An 18,633-nucleotide genomic window follows, 5' to 3' on the forward strand; every position below is an offset into this window, starting at 1 on the left:
GGGCTGCAACTGGTTCCGAAAAGTAATGGATTATATCGATAACATTCATTTGAGTTATTCGCCGGCGACCCATACGCTTTCGCGCGTATCGCCAGTGAGGAAGTCGTCATGGGTCAGACGTTGTACGAGAAAATCTGGAACGAACACCTGGTGCGCGAGGAGGGCGGCAACGGCCTGCTCTACATCGACCGCCACATGGTCCACGAGGTGACCTCGCCCCAGGCCTTCGAGGGCCTGCGTCTGGCCGGGCGCGACGTGTGGCGGGTGAGCGCCAACCTCGCGGTGCCCGATCACAACGTACCCACGATCAACCGCGAGGGCGGCATCGCCGACACCATCTCGCGGGCCCAGGTGGAGGCGCTGCAGGCCAACTGCAACGAACACGGCATCCGCCTGTTCGGCATGGGCGATCCGCGCCAGGGCATCGTGCACATCATCGGCCCGGAGCAGGGCGCGACCCAGCCGGGCATGACCATCGTCTGCGGTGATTCGCACACCGCCACCCACGGCGCCTTCGGCGCGCTGGCCTTCGGCATCGGCACCTCCGAAGTCGAGCACGTGCTGGCCACCCAGACGCTGCCGCAGTCGCGCTCGAAGACCATGCTGGTGCGTGTCGACGGCCAGGTCGCGCCCGGTATTTCTGCCAAGGACATCATGCTCGCCATCATCGGCAGGATCGGCACCGCGGGCGGCACGGGCTACGTCATCGAATACGGCGGCGAGGCGATCCGCGCGCTGTCGATGGAAGGGCGGATGACGATCTGCAACATGTCCATCGAGGCCGGCGCGCGGGCCGGCATGGTCGCGGTTGACGACACCACCATCGACTACATGCGCGGGCGCAACTATGCGCCGGAAGGCGCCCAGTGGGAGACCGCCGAGGCCTACTGGCGCACGCTGGTCTCCGACGACGACGCCGAGTACGACCGCGTGGTGGTGCTCGACGCCGCCGAGATCGCGCCGCAGGTGACCTGGGGCACCTCGCCGGAGATGGTGGTACCCGTGACCGCGCGGGTGCCGGCCCCCGAGGATGCGGGCAGCGAGACCCAGGCCGAAGGCTGGCGCAACGCGCTCGAATACATGGACCTGACCCCCGGCGTGCCGCTGACCGAGGTCATGCTCGACAAGATATTCCTCGGGTCCTGCACCAACGCCCGGATCGAGGATCTGCGCGTGGCCGCGCACTATCTCGAAGGGCGGCGCATCGCGCCCAACATCAAGCTGGCGATGGTCGTGCCGGGCTCCGGCCTGGTGAAACTGCAGGCCGAGAAGGAAGGCCTGGATGTGATCTTCCGGGCGGCGGGCTTCGAGTGGCGCGACGCCGGCTGTTCCATGTGTCTGGGCATGAACGACGACAACCTGCTGCCCGGCGAACGCTGTGCGTCGACCTCGAACCGCAACTTCGAGGGCCGCCAGGGCAAGGGTGGCCGGACGCATCTGGTCAGCCCGGCCATGGCCGCGGCGGCCGCGGTCTACGGGCACTTCGTCGACATCCGCGAGCTCGAGGCCACCGGCCGGTGAACGCGGTGGCCGCGAACGCGGGCGGCAGCGGCGCCGATGCCGGCTGGGACGCCGAGGCCTACGGCCGGCACGCCCGCTTCGTCGCCGACCGGGCGGCCTCCCTGGTCGACTGGTTGGCGCCGGCGCCGGGCGAGCGGATACTCGATCTGGGCTGCGGTGACGGCGCCCTGAGCGAGCGCATCGCGGCCCACGGCGCCGACGTGCTGGGCCTCGACAGCAGCATGGCCCTGCTGGCCGCCGCCCGCGAGCGCGGACTGTCGGTGCAGGCCGGCGACGGCCAGCGGCTGGCGTTCACCCAAGCTTTCGACGCCGTGTTCTCCAACGCCGCGCTGCACTGGATGAAGTCAGATCCGGATGCGGTAATCGCGGGCGTTTATGCGGCGCTGAAGCCGGGCGGGCGCTTCGTGGCCGAGTTCGGCGTGGCCGGCAATGTGGCACCGATACGCGAGGCCCTGCGGGCCGAGGCTGCCGCCCGCGGTCGGGAACCCGACGCGCTCGATCCCTGGGTTTTTCCGGCGCCGAAAACCTATCTGAAACAACTCGAAACGGCCGGTTTCTCGATCGAACGTGACGACTGCTTCGAACGGCCGACGCCGCTGCCGGGCGACATCGATGATTGGCTGACCACGCTCGCGCGGCCGTTCGTGCACGCCTTCGCTGCGGGCGACGACCGCCGGGATTACATCCGGGCGGTTCGCGCCCGGCTCGCACCGGTGATGCAGGACGCGGACGGCCACTGGACCGCACCCTATGTGCGGCTTCGCTTCGTCGCGCGCCGGCCGGGTGCGAACCGTTTTGCGACAACCCCTTAACGAGAGAACCTCATGCAGGCATTCACCATTCACGACGGTATCGTCGCACCGCTGGACCGGGCCAACGTCGACACCGACGCGATCATTCCCAAGCAGTATCTGAAGTCGATCCGGCGCACCGGCTTCGGCCCGCATCTGTTCGACGACTGGCGCTATCTCGATGCCGGCGGGCTGGACGTCGACGTCGCCACGCGGCGCGAGAATCCGGACTTCGTGCTCAACACCGAACCGTATCGCGATGCCTCGATCCTGCTGGCGCGCGAGAACTTCGGCTGCGGCTCCTCGCGCGAGCACGCGGTCTGGGCACTCGAGGATTTCGGCATCCGCTGCGTGATCGCGCCGAGCTTCGCCGACATCTTCTACAACAACTGTTTCAAGAACGGCGTGCTGCCGATCGCGCTGCCCGCCGAAACCGTCGATGCGCTGTTCGCCGCGGCCGAGGCGCGCCGGGGTCTGGAGGCGCGCGTCGATCTGGTCGAGCAGCGTATCGGCCTCGACGACGGCACGGCCTGCGACTTCGAGATCGACGCCTACCGGCGCAAGAACATGCTCGAAGGCCTGGACGATATCGGCCTGACGCTGCAGCACGCCGATGCGATCCGGGCGTTCGAGGCGCGGCGGGCCGGCGAAAAGCCCTGGATCTTTCGTGAACTCTAGGGCCTGTTGCCGTGTCGTACGAGCGCCCCGTTGGAGACCGCAAATCGTGTCCGGCAAGGCGCGAGCCGCCGCGTCGTGGCGTGCCACGACCCAGGCTCGCAACGCCGTCGGGCGCCCATGGTCAATTTTTTATGGGCGGCCCAACCCGAAGGGACAAGCGCCCGGAAATAAACAACACGACGGCAATCCAGCGTTGCAGCACGCTTGTGCAGAACCACTGCACGGCGCGTACTACGCCTCGTCTTGCCGCAAAACAGCGCTTGGCGCGAACTCGTACGACACGGCAACAGGCCCAAGCGGCGCGATCGCCGCATACCGGACAAGGGACGACTCATGACCGCGAAAATACTCGTCATGCCCGGCGATGGCGTCGGGCCCGAGATCTGCCGCGAGGCGGTCCGCGTGCTGGACGCGCTGGCCAGCGACCACGGGCTCGACATCGAGCTGGACGAAGCGCTGGTTGGCGGTGCCGCCATCGACGCCGAGGGCGATCCGCTGCCCGAGGCATCGTTGGCCGCCGCGCGCGAGGCCGATGCCGTGCTCTTCGGCGCCATCGGCGGCCCGGCCTGGGACGAACAGCCGCGCGACAAGCGCCCCGAGTCCGGCCTGCTGCGGCTGCGCAGCGAACTGGGCCTGTTCGCGAACCTGCGCCCGGCGATCCTGTATCCCCAGCTGGCGCATGTCTCCGCGCTCAAGCCCGAGATCGTGGCCGGGCTGGACATCATGATCGTGCGCGAGCTTACCGGCGGCATCTACTTCGGCAAGCCCTCGGGGCTGCACACCACCGCCAGCGGCCGTCGCGAGGCCTACAACACCATGCGCTACGACGAGGCCGAGATCGAGCGCATCGGCCGGGCCGCCTTCGACACCGCGCGCGCCCGCAGCGGCCGGCTGTGCAGCGTGGACAAGGCCAACGTGCTGGATGTCTCTCAGCTCTGGCGGGACATCATGAACGGCCTGGCCGGCGACTACCCGGACGTCGAGCTCACCCATATGTATGTCGATAACGCCGCCATGCAGCTGGTCCGGGCGCCGAAGCAGTTCGACACGGTGGTCACCGGCAACCTGTTCGGCGACATTCTCTCCGACGCCGCGGCGATGCTGACCGGATCGATCGGGATGCTGCCGTCGGCGTCCATGGACGCGGCGGGCAAGGGCCTCTACGAACCGGTGCACGGCAGCGCGCCGGACATCGCCGGCCAGGGCGTGGCCAATCCGCTGGCGATCATCCTCTCCGTGGCCATGATGCTGCGCTACACCCTCGGCCGCGCGGATCTGGCGGCGAAGGTCGAGAACGCGGTCGGCTACGCGCTGGATCGCGGTCTGCGCACCCGCGACATCATGGACGACGAAACGCAGATGGCGAGCACCCAGGAGATGGGGGGCGCGATCGTCGATATGCTACGCTGAAAAGCGTCTATCCACCCGCGCAGAACGGTTGAGAACCCTACATGGCCAAGGAATACGACGTTGCCGTCGTCGGCGCCACCGGCGCCGTCGGCGAGACCATGCTGAGCATCCTCGAACAGCGGAACTTCCCGATCCGCAATATCTATCCGCTCGCCAGCGAGCGCTCCGCCGGCAAGAAGATCCAGTTCCGGGGTCGGAACGTCACCATCCAGAACCTGGCCGAGTTCGACTTCTCGCAGGTCCAGATCGGCCTGTTCTCCGCGGGCGGCTCGATCTCCGAGGAATTCGCGCCGAAGGCCGCCGAGGCCGGCTGCGTGGTCATCGACAACACGTCGCATTTCCGTCAGGCCGAGAACGTGCCGCTGGTGATTCCGGAGGTCAACGCCGAGCGCATCGCGGACTACCGCAACCGCGGGATCATCGCGAATCCCAACTGCTCGACCATCCAGATGGTGGTCGCGCTCAAGCCGCTGCATGACTTCGCCACCCTCGAGCGGATCAACGTGGCGACCTATCAGGCGGTATCCGGTTCCGGCGCGTCGGCGATCCGCGAGCTGGCCGACCAGAGCGCGCGCCTGCTCAACGGCCAGGAGATCCAGAAGCCCGAGGCCTATCCCAAGCAGATCGCGTTCAACGCGCTGCCGCACATCGACGTCTTCCTGGACAATGGCTACACCAAGGAAGAGATGAAGATGGTCTGGGAGACGCAGAAGATCCTCGGCGAGCCCGACATCCGCATCAACCCGACCGCCGCACGCGTGCCGGTGTTCTTCGGCCATTCCGAGGCCGTCCACATCGAGACCCGCGACAAGCTCACGGCCGCGAAGGCGACCGAGCTGCTGCGGGCCGCGCCGGGCGTGTCGGTGCTCGACACCCGCGAGGCGGGCGGCTATGCCACCGCCGTGACCGAGGCGGCCAACACCGACGACGTCTACGTCTCGCGTATCCGTGAGGACATCTCGCACGACAACGGTCTGGATTTCTGGGTCGTGGCCGATAACGTGCGCAAGGGCGCGGCGCTCAACAGTGTCCAGATCGCCGAGAAGCTGATCGAGACGTATCTGTAGAGATTGCACCGCCACGGCGTCGGCCCGCGGCCGGCGTCGCGGCGGCAGGCGCCGGCCGTCCGCCAGGAAGTCCGCCACCGGGAGCGATGCAGGGCCCGTGCTTGATCTCATGCCGACAATCCGGCGCCTCGGCGCGGGCCTCGCCGTGCTGCTGTGCCTCGGTTATGCGGGCGCGGCGTTCGCGCTCGGCTTCGGCGCTCTCCGGCTGGAATCGGCCCTCAACGAACCGCTGGATGCCCGCGTCACGCTGACCGCCCTTTCGGCAGACGAAGCCGACACGCTGTCGGTGCGCGTCGCGCCGCCGGCGATGTTCGAGCGTTTCGGCATTGAGCGCACGGCGCTCGCCGACGATATCCGCATCGATGTCGCGGCCACCGGTTCGGGGCAGGCGCAGGTACATCTGACGACGCGCGGACCGGTGCGCGAGCCCTTCGTGCGTATTCTGCTCGAAGCCCGAACCGGCGGCGGCCGGGCGCTGCGTGAATACACCGTCCTGCTGGATCCGCCCGGCCGGGCGCCGGCCGCGGCGGACCGCAGTGCGCCGCCGAATCGTCGGGCCCCGGCACGGCGCGAAGACAGGGCGGCGGTCGAGTCGGTCAGCGACCCGACGACCGCCGCCGGTCGCGACACCGCCGATTCCTATGGCCCGATTCGAGCCGGCGATACGCTGTTCAGCATCGCCTCCCGTCTGCGTTATCCCGACGTGACCCGCGAACAGATGCAGGTGGCGCTGTACCGGGAGAACCCGCAGGCTTTCGGCGAGAGCATGAACGTCCTGCGGCGCGGCGCGACCCTGTCCGTGCCCGGCCGGGCACGGGTGGCGGCGATCGACGCAGCCGCAGCGCGATCGACGGTACGCACACAGCGGCCGAGCCGGGAGCCGGCGCCCGCGGCTGTGGCCGAGAACGGCGACACGCCGGCAGCGGCCGCAGACGCCGAGCCGTCATCGAGCCGGGCCCGGCTGCGTCTGCAGCCGCCCAGCGTCGAGGGCTCGACGGCGGATGGGAGCGCGGATGAGCCTCGTGTGGCGGGCGAGGGGGCGTCCGGCTTCGGTCGCCTGTCGGCACCCGCCTTCGCCGATGCGGCGAATACCGGATCGCGCCTCTCGCTTGATACCGGGGCCGGACCCGCCGCGTCCGATGTGGCTGATCAGACTGCGGAGAACGGCGCCGACACTGAACGCGCCGACCCTGCTGGCGAAGACGAGTCCGGGCCGTCGACGCCGATGACGGTCGACGCCGGCGATCCACAGAACGGTGACGTGACCGGCGGCACGACCGCGGTCGATTCGAACGTCGACCGCCCGCAGACAAGCGACACCGAGGCATCGGCTCCCGAATCGGAGGCCGCCGCGGCCGCCTCGTCGGCCGTCGATGCGCCGTCGGCCGCGGATGAGGCCGGCCCGGCCGTCGCGGGCGCGGGATCGGAGGCGAATTCCGGGGACGGCGACGCCCGCGAAGCGGATGCAGCCTCCGACACCGCGGAAGAGTCGGGCACCGACGGCGACGACGGCTCACGCCCGATCGCGGCGGCGGGCGAGCGCGATGTCGCCGCCGCCGGCGAGGGCGGCGGCCTGTTCTCCATCCGCAATCTGTTGCTGCTCGCCCTGCTCGCGGCCCTCGTCGGACTGTTGATCGCTTGGCAGCGTCGGCGCCAGTATCGACCGGTGGCGCTGGACTTCGGTAACGACGACGAGGACGAAACGCATGCGGTAACGGCCACGTCGACGCAGACGACCGCCGGGGAAACGCCGCCGCCCGCCCGGCCCGCGACGCCGGTCGCCTCTTCCGTGCCGACCACAGGGGCCGCGCTGGATGACGCCGATCGCCAGATGGAGATCGGCCTGTTCGACGAGGCGCGTGCCACGCTCGACGAGGCCCTGGCGCGGGCTCCCGATGATGCCGCGCTGCAGGACAAGCGCATCGAACTCGAGTATCTGGCCGGCGACGCGAACGCCTTCGGCGACACAATCACGCGGTTCCAGAGCGCGCTGGCGGGCAGCGGGGTGCGCTGGGCCGGCGTCGCGGCGATGGGACGGGTCCTGCGTCCGGACGACCCGCGGTTTGCGTCGGGGCGTGCCGCGGAACCGGCCCGGCCCGCGCCCGCGGCCCCCGCCCCGGTGCAGGAGCGGGATCCGGCCGATCACGACCCCACCGATGCGCCGCCTTCGGTCGTCCCCGCGTCATACGATTCGGCGGATCACGATCGGGCATCGGCGCCCGATGCGGTCACAGGGGGCGACGCTCCTGTGAGGACGGATCGCGAACCCGACATCGACGTGTCTTCAGCCTACGATCCTGTGGACACGCCGGACACGCCGGACACGCCGGACACGCCGGACACGCCGGACACGCCGGACACGTCCGAGCCGTCCGAGCCGTCCGAGCCGTCCGAGCCGTCCGAGCCCTCGCAGCCCTCGCAGCCCTCGCAGCCCTCGCAGCCCTCGCAGCCGCCTGCGCCTTCGGATGACGACGCGGAGCTCGGGCCTCAGGCCGAGGCATCGCCGCGGGCATCGGCGGAAATCCCCGGCGACGCCGGCGACGGCCTACAACTCGATACCTCCTCAGACGATATCGGCGGCTACGACTGGCAGGCGTCCGAGGTGGCTGAGGGCGAGGCGCGCCAGCACGATCGCGGTGCGGACCCCGGGTTGGCCTTCGAACTGGATACCTCGGATTCGCCCGACAGCGAACCGCGGCCGGTGGCCGATGAGGGCGCGTCGCTGCCGCCGATCGATACCAGCGAGTTCGATCTGGACGAGGGCGGCGAGGCCGAGGACGGCGCTGCCGACACCGAAGACGATCGAATCGACATCCGTCTGGATCTGGCGCGTATGTATCTGGACATGGACGATCCGGAGGCGGCGCGCGAGCTGCTCGAAGAGGCGGCCGCGGACGGCAACGCCGACCAGCGCGAAACCGCGCGCGAGCTCATGCAGCGGCTGGGCTAGGCGGTGCCGATGGCTCGTGAGACAGCACATCGTGCGTTCGAAGGGACGGCCTGCCGATGAGCATCGACCGACACGGACACGGACACCGCGAAGCCGCGTTGTGCGCTTCGAGCGCCGCGCCGGCACGGGCGACGCGGTTTGGCCGCATGGCCACCGCGGCCTTTACATCGGCGGCGGCCGCACGACGTCGCGGTGGACGCTGACATGCGCTGGGCGGCCTGTATCGAATACGACGGCAGCGACTACTCGGGCTGGCAGAGCCAGCCGCATGCGCCGAGCGTGCAGGACACGCTGGAGGCCGCGCTATCGCGGGTGGCCGATACCTTCGTGCGCACGGTCTGCAGCGGACGCACGGATTCCGGCGTCCACGCCCAGGGCCAGATCGTGCATTTCGACACCACGGTCGAGCGTCGCGAACGGGCTTGGGTGCTCGGCACGAACCGGTATCTGCCCGACGATATCGCGGTGCAGTGGTGCCGGCCCGTGCCCGACACCTTTCACGCCCGCTTCGGCGCCTTCGCCCGCGAATACCGCTACTGGATCCTCGACCGCACCGCGCCGAGCGCGCTGTGGCGCAACCGGGCCTTTCACAGCCATCATCGGCTCGATGCCGAAGCCATGCATGCCGCAGCCGCCCAGCTCGTGGGCGAGCACGATTTCAGCGCCTTCCGCGCGGCGGCCTGTCAGGCCCGCAGCCCGTGGCGGACGATCGAATGGCTCACCGTGACCCGCACGGGCGACTGGCTGCGCCTGGACGTGCGCGCCAACGCGTTTCTGCACCACATGGTGCGCAATATCGTCGGCAGCCTGCTGCCGATCGGCCGCGGTGAGCGCGATCCGGCGTGGCTGACGAGACTGCTGGCCGGTCGCGATCGGCGGGTCGCCGGCATGACCGCGCCGGCGCAGGGGCTGTCGCTGCGACGGGTGTTTCACGACCCGGCATTCGGCCTGCCGCCCCCGGCGCTGGACGATGGCGGCTGGTAGAATAGAGGATCGTTCCAACGCTCGAGGCGTGCGCAGCAGCCGATGAAACGGGTTCGCGTCAAGATCTGCGGCATCACGCGTGAAGCCGACGCGCGCGCGGCGGTGACCGCCGGCGCGGATGCGATCGGTTTCGTCTTCTACGCCGACAGCCCCCGTCACGTGGATCTCGACGAGGCGCTGGCGATCTCGCGCAGCATGCCCCCCTTCGTGGCCCGCGTTGCGCTCTTTCTCGACGCCGCGGCCGCCGACGTGCAGGCCGTGATCGATCGGGTGCGCCCCTCCATGCTGCAGTTTCACGGCCGCGAGACGCCCGAATACTGCCGCGCCTTCGACATGCCCTATATCAAGACCGTGCCCATGGGCGAGGCCGACGCCGACCCCGCGGCCTGGGCCGGGGCCTATCCGGAGGCGCACGGGCTGCTGCTGGACGCCAACCGCGCCGGCGCCGCGGGCGGGCAGGGCCAGCGCTTCGAGTGGCACAATGACACCGCGCTGCCCGACATGCCGCTGGTGATCGCCGGCGGCCTCGATGCCGACAACGTCGGTGCAGCCATTCGGCGTTTTGCGCCGTATGCAGTGGATGTGAGCAGCGGCGTGGAGAGCGCGCCGGGCGTCAAGGACCCAGAGCGCATGCACGCCTTCGTGGATGCGGTAACCAGAGCAGGATGAGCATGGCCACCATCGATCCCCAGCACGCCGCCGACCCCGCCACGCTGGCGCAGGCGTGGCGCGAGATGCCGGATGCCCGCGGCCATTTCGGACCCTACGGCGGGCGTTTCGTCGCGGAAACGCTGATGGCGCCGCTCGAGGAGCTCGCCGCCGCCTACGAATCCGCGCGCAACGACCCGGCCTTCATCGCCGCGCTCGACGCCGATATGGCCGATTACGTCGGCCGGCCGACGCCGATCTACCACGCCGAACGGCTGTCGAAGAAGGCCGGCGGCGCCCAGATCTGGTTCAAGCGTGAGGATCTCAACCACACCGGCGCGCACAAGATCAACAACACCATCGGCCAGGCGCTGCTGGCCGACCGCATGGGCAAGACCCGCATCATCGCCGAGACCGGCGCCGGCCAGCACGGCGTGGCCACGGCTACCGTGGCGGCGCGCCTCGGGCTGGAATGCGTGATCTTCATGGGCAGCGAGGACATGCGCCGCCAGGCCACCAACGTTTACCGCATGCGTCTGCTGGGCGCCGAGGTCCGGCCGGTCGAGTCCGGCTCCCGGACGCTCAAGGACGCCATGAACGAGGCGCTGCGCGACTGGGTGGCGAACGTCGACGACACCTTCTACATCATCGGCACCGTCGCCGGTCCGCATCCGTACCCGGCCATGGTCCGCGACTTCCAGGCCGTGATCGGACGCGAGTCGCGTCGGCAGATGCTCGAGCGCTGCGACCGCCTGCCCGACGCCATCGTCGCCTGCGTCGGCGGCGGCTCCAACGCCATCGGTCTGTTCCACCCGTTCCTCGACGACGAATCGGTCGAGATCTACGGCGTGGAGGCCGGCGGCGACGGGGTGGCCACCGGCCGCCACGCCGCGCCGCTGTCGGCGGGGCGCTCGGGCGTGCTGCACGGCAACCGCACCTATCTGATGCAGGACGACAACGGCCAGATCAGCGCGACCCACTCGGTCTCGGCGGGTCTGGACTACCCGGGCGTCGGCCCGGAGCACTCCTGGCTCAAGGACATCGGCCGCGCCCACTACGTCGCCGTCGACGACCAGGACGCGCTCGCCGCCTTCCACGAATGCACCCGGATCGAGGGCATCATGCCGGCGCTGGAATCCGCCCACGCGGTCGCCTACGCGCAGAAGCTGGCGGCCACCATGGCGCCGGACCGGATCGTGCTGGTCAACATGTCCGGCCGCGGCGACAAGGACATGGCGAGCGTCGCCGAGGCCGCGGGGGAAAGCCTGTGAGCCGTCTGGACACGCGATTCTCGGCCCTGCGCGAGGCCGGCCGCACGGCGCTCATCCCGTATCTGACCGCCGGCGATCCGCGGCCGGAGGCCACCGTCGGCTTCATGCACGCGCTGGTCGCGGCCGGCGCCGACGTGATCGAGGTCGGCGTGCCGTTCACCGATCCGATGGCTGACGGCCCGGTCATCCAGGCCGCTTGCGAGCGTGCCCTCGTTCACGGCACCAGCCTGTCGCAGGTGCTCGACATGGTCGCCGAATTCCGGCGCGACGACGGCGATACGCCGGTCGTGCTCATGGGGTATCTCAACCCCATCGACCGGCTCGGCCTGGCCGGGTTCGCCGAGCGGGCCGCGGCGGTCGGCGTCGACGGCGTGCTGATCGTGGACATGACCGCCGAGGAGACGCCGGAGATCATGCCCACACTGAACGCGCACGGCCTGGACGCGGTCTGCCTGATCGCGCCCACCACCAGCGAATCGCGCATGGCGCGGATCTGCGAGAACGCCGGCGGCTTCGTCTACTATGTGTCCTTCAAGGGCGTGACTGGTTCGTCCAGTCTGGATGTGTCCTCGCTGGGCGGCCAGATCGAGCGCATCCGCGGTTACAGTCGGCTGCCCGTGGCGGTCGGCTTCGGCGTGCGCACCGCGGCCAACGCGGCCGACGTGGCGCGGGTGGCGGATGCGGTGGTGGTCGGCAGCACGCTGGTGCGCTGCATCGCCGACGGCGGCGACGATCTGGCGGCCACGCGCGAGGCGCTGGGCACGACGCTGGCCGGGATGCGCTCGGCCATCGACGCACAGGATTCGAACAACAGAGAGGAACGCCGCGCATGAGCTGGCTCGAAAAGATCATGCCGTCGCAGATGCGAAACGACTCGGCGGCCAAGAAGAACGCGGTGCCGGAGGGGCTCTGGACCAAGTGCAACGACTGCGGCGCGGTGCTCTACAGCGCCGAGATGGAGCGCTCGCTGGAGGTCTGTCCCAAGTGCAACGCGCATCAGCGGCTGCGCGGGCGCAAGCGGCTGGACCTCTTCCTGGACGCCGACGGCCGCGAGGAGATCGCCACCGGCCTGGAGCCGAAGGACCCGCTGAAGTTCCGCGACAGCAAGAAGTATCGCGACCGTCTCGCCCAGGCTCAGAAGGATTCGGGCGAGCGCGAGGCGGTGCTGGTCATGCGCGGCTCACTCAAGCAGATGCCGATCGTGGCCGGGACGCTGGATTTCGGCTTCATGGGCGGGTCGATGGGCAGCGTCGTCGGCGAGGCCTTCGTGCGCGGCGTCGACGCTGCGGTCGACAACGGCAGCCCCTTCGTATTCTTCTCCGCCAGCGGCGGCGCCCGCATGCAGGAGGGCCTGTTCTCGCTGCTGCAGATGGGCAAGACGAGCGCGGCGCTCACACGACTGGCGGAGCGCCGCCTGCCGTTCGTCTCCGTGCTCACGCATCCGACGATGGGCGGCGTGGCCGCCAGCTACGCCATGCTCGGCGACATCAACGTCGCCGAACCGGAGGCGCTGATCGGCTTCGCCGGCCCGCGCGTGATCGAGCAGACCGTCAAGCAGACGTTGCCCGAGGGTTTCCAGCGCAGCGAGTTCCTGCTCGAGCACGGCGCGATCGACATGATCGTCGAGCGTCGGCATCTGCGTGACCGCATCCACCGGGTGCTGTCGGTGCTTACGCACAGCCCGCAGGCGCCCGCCTCCGGCGAGACTGCCGACGCGTGAGCGCGGCGGCGCCGATCGGCGGCAGCGTCGACGATTGGCTGGACTGGCAGCTCGCGCTGCACGACACCGAAATCGAGCTCGGCCTCGACCGCGTGGCGGCCGTGGCACGCACGCTGGAGGTGCTGCCGCCGCCTGGACGATCGGTGGTCGTGGCCGGCACCAACGGCAAGGGCAGCTGCGTGGCGCTGATCGAATCCCTGCTGTCGCACCACGGCCGGGTAGGCAGCTACACCTCGCCGCATCTCTGGCGCTACAACGAACGTATCCGGATCGACGGGGCGCCCGTGGCCGACACGGATCTCTGCGCGGCGTTCGCCGCGGTGGAAGCCGCGCGGGGCGGGGTGGCGCTGACCTTCTTCGAGTTCGGCACGCTCGCGGCCCTGTGGCTGTTCGCCCGTGCGGCGCTGGATTTCCTGGTCCTGGAGGTCGGGCTCGGGGGCCGGCTCGATGCCGTCAACGTAGTGGACGGCGACGTTGCGCTGGTGACCAACATCGGCCTCGATCACGTGGCCTGGTTGGGGGACGATCGCGAACAGATCGGCTTCGAGAAGGCCGGCATCTTCCGCGCCGGCCGGCCGGCGGTCTGTGCCGACCGCGACATGCCGGCGTCGATCGCCGAGCGGGCGGCGACCCAGGGAACGCCGCTGGCGGTCATCGGCCGTGATTTCGACCTTCAGGCGCAGGACGATCGCTGGTGCTGGCGGGATGGTGACGCCGCGCTGGACATCCCGGCGCAGGCGGGCGTGCTCGTCGAGAATCTGGCCGCGGCGCTGAGTGTGGTGCGGCGGCTCGGCGCGGCCGTGCGAGACGAGCACGTGATCGCCGCGGCGCGCGTCCAGGCGGCGCTGCCGGGACGGCGCGAACGGGTCGTCGACGGCGATGTGGCGATCATCTACGATGTCGGGCACAACGCCGAGGCCATTGCCGTGCTCGTCGACGATCTGGCCCGCCAGCCGGTTCCCGGGCGCACGCATGTGGTGCTGGGTATGCTCGCCGACAAGCCGGTGGAGGCCGCGGGCGGGCGGCTGCGTGATCTGGCCGATGCGCTCTACATCGCGGGTCTGGATACGGTCACCGATCGCGGCCTGCCCGCGGCCGCGCTCGCGAAGCGGCTGGCAAGCGATGCGCCCTGCCATCCGGATCCGGCAACGGCGCTGGCGGCGGCACGCGCGGCGAGTGCCGCCGGTGATCGCATCGTGGTCTGTGGTTCCTTCTTCACCGTGGCCAACGCCCGGAGGCAGACGCTGTCATGCAGGACGTGATGAAAAAACGCATCGTCGGTGCGGTGGTGCTCGTGATCATCGGCGTGCTCATTCCGCTTCTGCTGGCCCGGTGCCTGAACGGCGGCGACGGCGCCACGCAATCGATGCGCGTCTACGAGATCACGCCGGAGGGCGAGGCGCGCCGCGCCGGCGAGGGCGAAGGGCAGCAGGCGGACGCCGCGGACGAGGCCCGCGGCGCCGGCGGAGACGCGACGGGCGATGGCTCCGGCGACGCGCAATCGGCGCCGCCCCCGGAGCCGGTATCGCCGGAGTCCGATGCGGATGCGACGGCCGCCGGCGAAGCCGAGCCTGACGAGCCGCAGCCCGAGTCGACGCCGACGCCGGAGTTGCCGCCCGAACCGGCGGCCGACACTCAGACCGCGTCGGCGCCGGATGGCCCGTCCGACGCGGCGCCCGAAGCCGAGGCCGACTCCGAACCCGAACCGCCGGAGGCCGGGGCCGCGGACGCCGAGTCCACCGCCTCCGAGGGCGGCGCGCTGCGCCGCGACAGTGCCCCGGCCGGCGGCGGCTGGGTCGTGCAGGTGGCCAGCTTCCGACAGGAATCGAACGCACAGGGCGTGGCCGACGCGCTGTCGGGCGACTTCGACGCCTACTACCGCGCCGGCGACGTCGACGGCACCACCTATTATCGCGTGCGAGTCGGCCCGTTCGAGAGCGAGGACGCCGCCCGTGCTGCGGCCTCGACTCTGCGTTCGCAGGGACGATCAGCGCTCGTGCAGCGCAACAGGTGACGGCCACGCGGCGGCCGATCGCGCCGGCGGTCGCGGTGTTTGCTAGACTGTCCGCGCGCGCAGGGCACGAGCGGGTGCGATGATCTGGGTCGACGTGGCTATTCTCGCGGTGATTGCGCTGTCGGCGATCATCGGCTTCTTTCGCGGATTCCTGCGGGAGGCGTTGGGTCTGGCAACCTGGATTCTGGCGCTCTATCTCGCCTTCACCTTCGCGGAAGTCGGCGCCCGCTTTCTGCAGAACTGGATCTCGGTCGACTCCGCGCGCCTGGCGGTGGCCTTCGGTGTCGTCTTCGTCGCGGTGCTCGTGCTCGGTGCGATCGTCAACTACATCATCGGGCGGCTGGTCAGCGAGACCGGCTTCGCGGGCACGGACCGAGCCCTCGGCGGCGCCTTCGGCGTGCTGCGCGGCGTGGCCGTGCTGGTACTGCTGGTGCTGCTGGCAGGCGTCACGCCCGTGCCGCGCGACGCCTGGTGGCAGCGTTCGATGTTCATCGGCCATCTCGAGGACGGCGCGCTCTGGGCGCGGGATTTCCTGCCGCCGGATCTGGCCGGCGCGGTGACCTACCCGGACACGCCGCCCGCGGACGCCCCGGCGGCGCCCTGATCACTCATTCACTCCAAGCGGTCTCGCTATGTGCGGCATTGTTGGCATCGTCTCCCACTCCCCGGTCAACCAGGAAATCTATGACGCGTTGACCGTCCTTCAGCACCGCGGGCAGGACGCCGCCGGCATCGTCACGACGCACGAGGGTCGGCTGTTCCTGCGCAAGGACAACGGTCTGGTGCGCGACGTGTTCCGGACGGACCACATGCTGCGGCTGCAGGGCAACGCCGGGGTGGGGCACGTGCGCTATCCCACCGCGGGCGTGGAGAGCAGCGCCGAGGCGCAGCCGTTCTACGTCAACACGCCCTACGGGATCTGCCTGTCGCACAACGGCAATCTCACCAACGCCGAACAGCTCGCCGAAGACCTGTTCCGGACCGACCGCCGGCATCTGAACACCGACTCGGATTCGGAGATCCTGCTCAACGTGTTCGCCCACGAACTCATGCGCACGGAGGCGCTGCAACTCTCGCCAGGCGATATCTTCCGCGCAGTGACCGGCCTGCATCGCCGCTGCAGCGGCGGTTATGCGGCGACCGCGCTGATCACCGGCTACGGGCTGGTGGGCTTTCGTGACCCGCACGGCATCCGCCCGGTGGTCTACGGCAAGCGCGAGACCGAAGCCGGCACCGACTACATGATCGCCTCCGAGTCGGTGGCGCTGGACGCGCTGGGCTACGAGATCATCGACGACATCAACCCGGGCGAGTGCGTGGTCATCACCCTGGACGGCCAGATCCACGTCCAGCAGTGCGCCGACCAGCCCAGCTACGCGCCGTGCATCTTCGAGTATGTCTATCTCTCGCGCCCGGACTCGGTCATCGACGACGTCTACGTCTACAAGGCGCGCCTGCGCATGGGCACGTATCTGGCGGACAAGATCCGCCGCGACTGGCCCGATCACGACATCGATGTCGTCATCCCGATCCCGTCGACCAGCCGCACGGCGGCGGTCGAACTGGCCAGCCAGCTCGACGTGAAGTACCGCGAGGGCTTCATCAAGAACCGCTACATCGGCCGCACCTTCATCATGCCCGGCCAGCAGCAGCGGGCGAAGTCCGTGCGCCAGAAACTCAATCCCATCGATCTGGAGTTCGCCGACAAGAACGTACTGCTGGTCGACGACTCGATCGTGCGCGGCACGACCTCGCGCCAGATCATCGAGATGGCGCGCGAGGCCGGGGCGCGCAAGGTCTATTTCGCCTCGGCCGCGCCGCCGGTGCGCTATCCCAACGTGTACGGCATCGACATGCCCAGCGCGACCGAGCTCGTGGCCCACGGCCATACCGAGGAAGAGGTCGCCCAGGTCATCGGCGCCGACAAGCTCATCTATCAGGACATGGCCGACCTCGAGCGCGCGGTCAGCGCCGGCAACGCCGAACTGACCGCGTTCGAGGACTCGGTGTTCTCGGGCCAGTACATCACCGCAGACGTCAGCGCCGACTATCTCGAGCAGCTCGAGCTCTTCCGTGCCGATGCCAAGCGAGAGGAGCGGCGCAATCAGGACAATGCGGTGCTCGAACTGCACAACGCCGAGTAGATGCGGTATGCCGGGCCGTGCGGAGCGGTTGATCGCCTCGCGCGGCCGCTGCATACTGCCCCGCGCGCCGATTTGAAACAGCTTGCGGGCGCCCCAGGGCCGGACCACGGCACGCACAGCGTGAACCGGCCTGAAATTCCGCTAAACGGGTCGAGGGTGGCAGGCCTGCTTTCGCATGCGCGACAGCGGGTTTTTTTGTGCCCGGACCCAGCCAGGAGACAGCCATGAGCGACGATTTCGACCCCGACTGGGGAACCGCCACCCGCGGCGTACGCGCCGGGACGCACCGTACGCCCGAAGGCGAGCACAGCGGCGCCATCTACATGACGTCCAGCTTCGTATTCGAGTCCGCCGACGAGGCCGCGGCGCGCTTTGCCGGCGAGGCGCCCGGCAACATTTATTCACGCTTCACCAACCCCACGGTCGATGCGTTCTCGAAGCGTCTGGCGGCCATGGAGGGCGGCGAGTGCTGCGTGGCCACCGCATCGGGCATGTCGGCGATTCTGGCGACCTGTCTGGCCACGCTGGAATCCGGCGACCATATCGTGGCCGCGCACACGCTGTTCGGCTCCACCATCGGCCTGTTCAACAACTATCTCGGCAAGCTTGGCATCACGACCAGCTATGTCGCGCCGGACGATCTCGACGCCTGGCGGGCGGCGATCACCCCGGCCACGCGCATGCTGTTCGTGGAGACGCCCTCGAACCCGCTGACCGAGGTCGTCGACATGGGGGCGCTGGCCGACCTGGCTAATGACAACGACGCGTTGCTGGTGGTCGACAACTGCTTCTGCACGCCCGCGCTGCAGCGGCCGCTGGATTTCGGTGCCCACGTGGTCGTCCATTCGGCGACCAAGTTCCTCGACGGCCAGGGGCGGGCGCTCGGCGGTGCGGTTATCGGCGACGCGGACATCGTCGGCGACCGGGTGTTCCGTTTCCTGCGCACCTGCGGGCCCACCATGAGCCCGTTCAACGCGTGGATATTCCACAAGGCGCTGGAGACGCTGGAAGTGCGCATGCGCGCGCACAGCGCGGCCGGCCAGCGAGTGGCGGAATGGCTGGCCGACCAGCCGGCGGTCGAGCACGTCTACTACCCCGGGCTGGCGTCGCATCCGCAGCACGAACTTGCCGCGCGCCAGCAGCCCGGCGGCTTCGGCGGCATTCTCTCGCTGCGCCTGGCGGGCGGGCGCGAGGCCGCCTTCCGGCTGATCAATGCGACGAACATGATCTCGATCACCGCCAATCTGGGCGACACGCGAACCACCATCGTGCACCCGGCGAGCACCACCCACGCCCGCATCTCCGCCGAGGAGCGCGCGCGGGCGGGCATCACCGACGGCGTGGTGCGCGTCGCCGTGGGGCTGGAGAACGTCGAGGACATCATCGCCGACCTCGAGCCGGGGCTGGCCTGATGCACCCGGACGACGTTCACGCG

Annotated in this window: 16 protein-coding genes; all 16 read left to right on the forward strand. The window is 69.5% G+C overall.

Going from position 1 to position 18,633, the window contains the following annotated elements:
* The first annotated feature begins 108 nt into the window (after positions 1-108).
* The 16 genes from leuC (at position 109) to SAOR_RS08615 (ending at position 18,610) form a co-directional block, all read left to right on the forward strand.
* The gene (gene leuC / locus SAOR_RS08540) at positions 109-1,521 is read left to right on the forward strand and encodes a 3-isopropylmalate dehydratase large subunit (RefSeq protein WP_123631053.1); all 1,413 of its coding nucleotides are present in this window, start codon (positions 109-111) and stop codon (positions 1,519-1,521) included.
* Positions 1,522-1,526: 5 nt separating this feature from the next.
* Complete coding sequence (locus tag SAOR_RS08545) at positions 1,527-2,333, forward strand: class I SAM-dependent methyltransferase (protein ID WP_123631054.1); 807 nt, start codon at positions 1,527-1,529, stop codon at positions 2,331-2,333.
* Between the two features lie 12 nt (positions 2,334-2,345).
* A complete protein-coding gene (gene leuD / locus SAOR_RS08550; protein WP_123631055.1) occupies positions 2,346-2,990 on the forward strand; it encodes a 3-isopropylmalate dehydratase small subunit in 645 nt (214 codons plus the stop codon).
* A gap of 333 nt (positions 2,991-3,323) precedes the next feature.
* A complete protein-coding gene (gene leuB / locus SAOR_RS08555) occupies positions 3,324-4,400 on the forward strand; it encodes a 3-isopropylmalate dehydrogenase (RefSeq protein WP_123631056.1) in 1,077 nt (358 codons plus the stop codon).
* Positions 4,401-4,441: 41 nt separating this feature from the next.
* Entirely contained in the window at positions 4,442-5,467 is a 1,026-nt protein-coding gene (locus tag SAOR_RS08560) for an aspartate-semialdehyde dehydrogenase (RefSeq protein WP_123592661.1), read from the forward strand.
* Positions 5,468-5,564: 97 nt separating this feature from the next.
* Positions 5,565-8,417 carry a FimV/HubP family polar landmark protein gene (locus SAOR_RS08565; protein ID WP_123631057.1) on the forward strand — a complete coding sequence of 951 codons (2,853 nt, stop codon included), beginning with the start codon at positions 5,565-5,567 and terminating at the stop codon, positions 8,415-8,417.
* A gap of 192 nt (positions 8,418-8,609) precedes the next feature.
* The gene (truA, locus tag SAOR_RS08570; protein ID WP_245965429.1) at positions 8,610-9,401 is read left to right on the forward strand and encodes a tRNA pseudouridine(38-40) synthase TruA; all 792 of its coding nucleotides are present in this window, start codon (positions 8,610-8,612) and stop codon (positions 9,399-9,401) included.
* Positions 9,402-9,443: 42 nt separating this feature from the next.
* The gene (locus tag SAOR_RS08575; protein WP_123631058.1) at positions 9,444-10,070 is read left to right on the forward strand and encodes a phosphoribosylanthranilate isomerase; all 627 of its coding nucleotides are present in this window, start codon (positions 9,444-9,446) and stop codon (positions 10,068-10,070) included.
* Between the two features lie 2 nt (positions 10,071-10,072).
* Entirely contained in the window at positions 10,073-11,320 is a 1,248-nt protein-coding gene (gene trpB, locus SAOR_RS08580; RefSeq protein ID WP_221179928.1) for a tryptophan synthase subunit beta, read from the forward strand.
* Entirely contained in the window at positions 11,317-12,153 is an 837-nt protein-coding gene (gene trpA, locus SAOR_RS08585; RefSeq protein ID WP_123631059.1) for a tryptophan synthase subunit alpha, read from the forward strand. Before trpB ends, trpA begins: the two co-directional genes overlap by 4 nt.
* Positions 12,150-13,040: an acetyl-CoA carboxylase, carboxyltransferase subunit beta gene (accD, locus tag SAOR_RS08590; RefSeq protein ID WP_123631060.1), complete on the forward strand. Its 891-nt coding sequence runs from the start codon at positions 12,150-12,152 to the stop codon at positions 13,038-13,040. Before trpA ends, accD begins: the two co-directional genes overlap by 4 nt.
* Positions 13,037-14,302, forward strand: a complete 1,266-nt coding sequence (gene folC / locus SAOR_RS08595; protein ID WP_123631061.1) for a bifunctional tetrahydrofolate synthase/dihydrofolate synthase — start codon at positions 13,037-13,039, stop codon at positions 14,300-14,302. Before accD ends, folC begins: the two co-directional genes overlap by 4 nt.
* Positions 14,302-15,054 carry an SPOR domain-containing protein gene (locus tag SAOR_RS08600; protein WP_185015604.1) on the forward strand — a complete coding sequence of 251 codons (753 nt, stop codon included), beginning with the start codon at positions 14,302-14,304 and terminating at the stop codon, positions 15,052-15,054. The genes folC and SAOR_RS08600 overlap by 1 nt, the downstream gene beginning before the upstream one ends.
* 79 nt (positions 15,055-15,133) lie before the next feature.
* Positions 15,134-15,658, forward strand: a complete 525-nt coding sequence (locus SAOR_RS08605; protein WP_123631063.1) for a CvpA family protein — start codon at positions 15,134-15,136, stop codon at positions 15,656-15,658.
* Between the two features lie 28 nt (positions 15,659-15,686).
* Positions 15,687-17,198 (forward strand): amidophosphoribosyltransferase, encoded by a 1,512-nt coding sequence (purF, locus tag SAOR_RS08610; RefSeq protein ID WP_123631064.1) that lies wholly within the window; start codon positions 15,687-15,689, stop codon positions 17,196-17,198.
* A 224-nt stretch (positions 17,199-17,422) separates the two neighbouring features.
* Positions 17,423-18,610 (forward strand): O-succinylhomoserine sulfhydrylase, encoded by a 1,188-nt coding sequence (locus SAOR_RS08615; protein WP_123631065.1) that lies wholly within the window; start codon positions 17,423-17,425, stop codon positions 18,608-18,610.
* The last annotated feature ends 23 nt before the right edge of the window (positions 18,611-18,633 follow it).

The organism is Salinisphaera orenii subsp. orenii MK-B5, assembly GCF_003788635.1.
GTDB classification, from domain to species: domain Bacteria; phylum Pseudomonadota; class Gammaproteobacteria; order Nevskiales; family Salinisphaeraceae; genus Salinisphaera; species Salinisphaera orenii.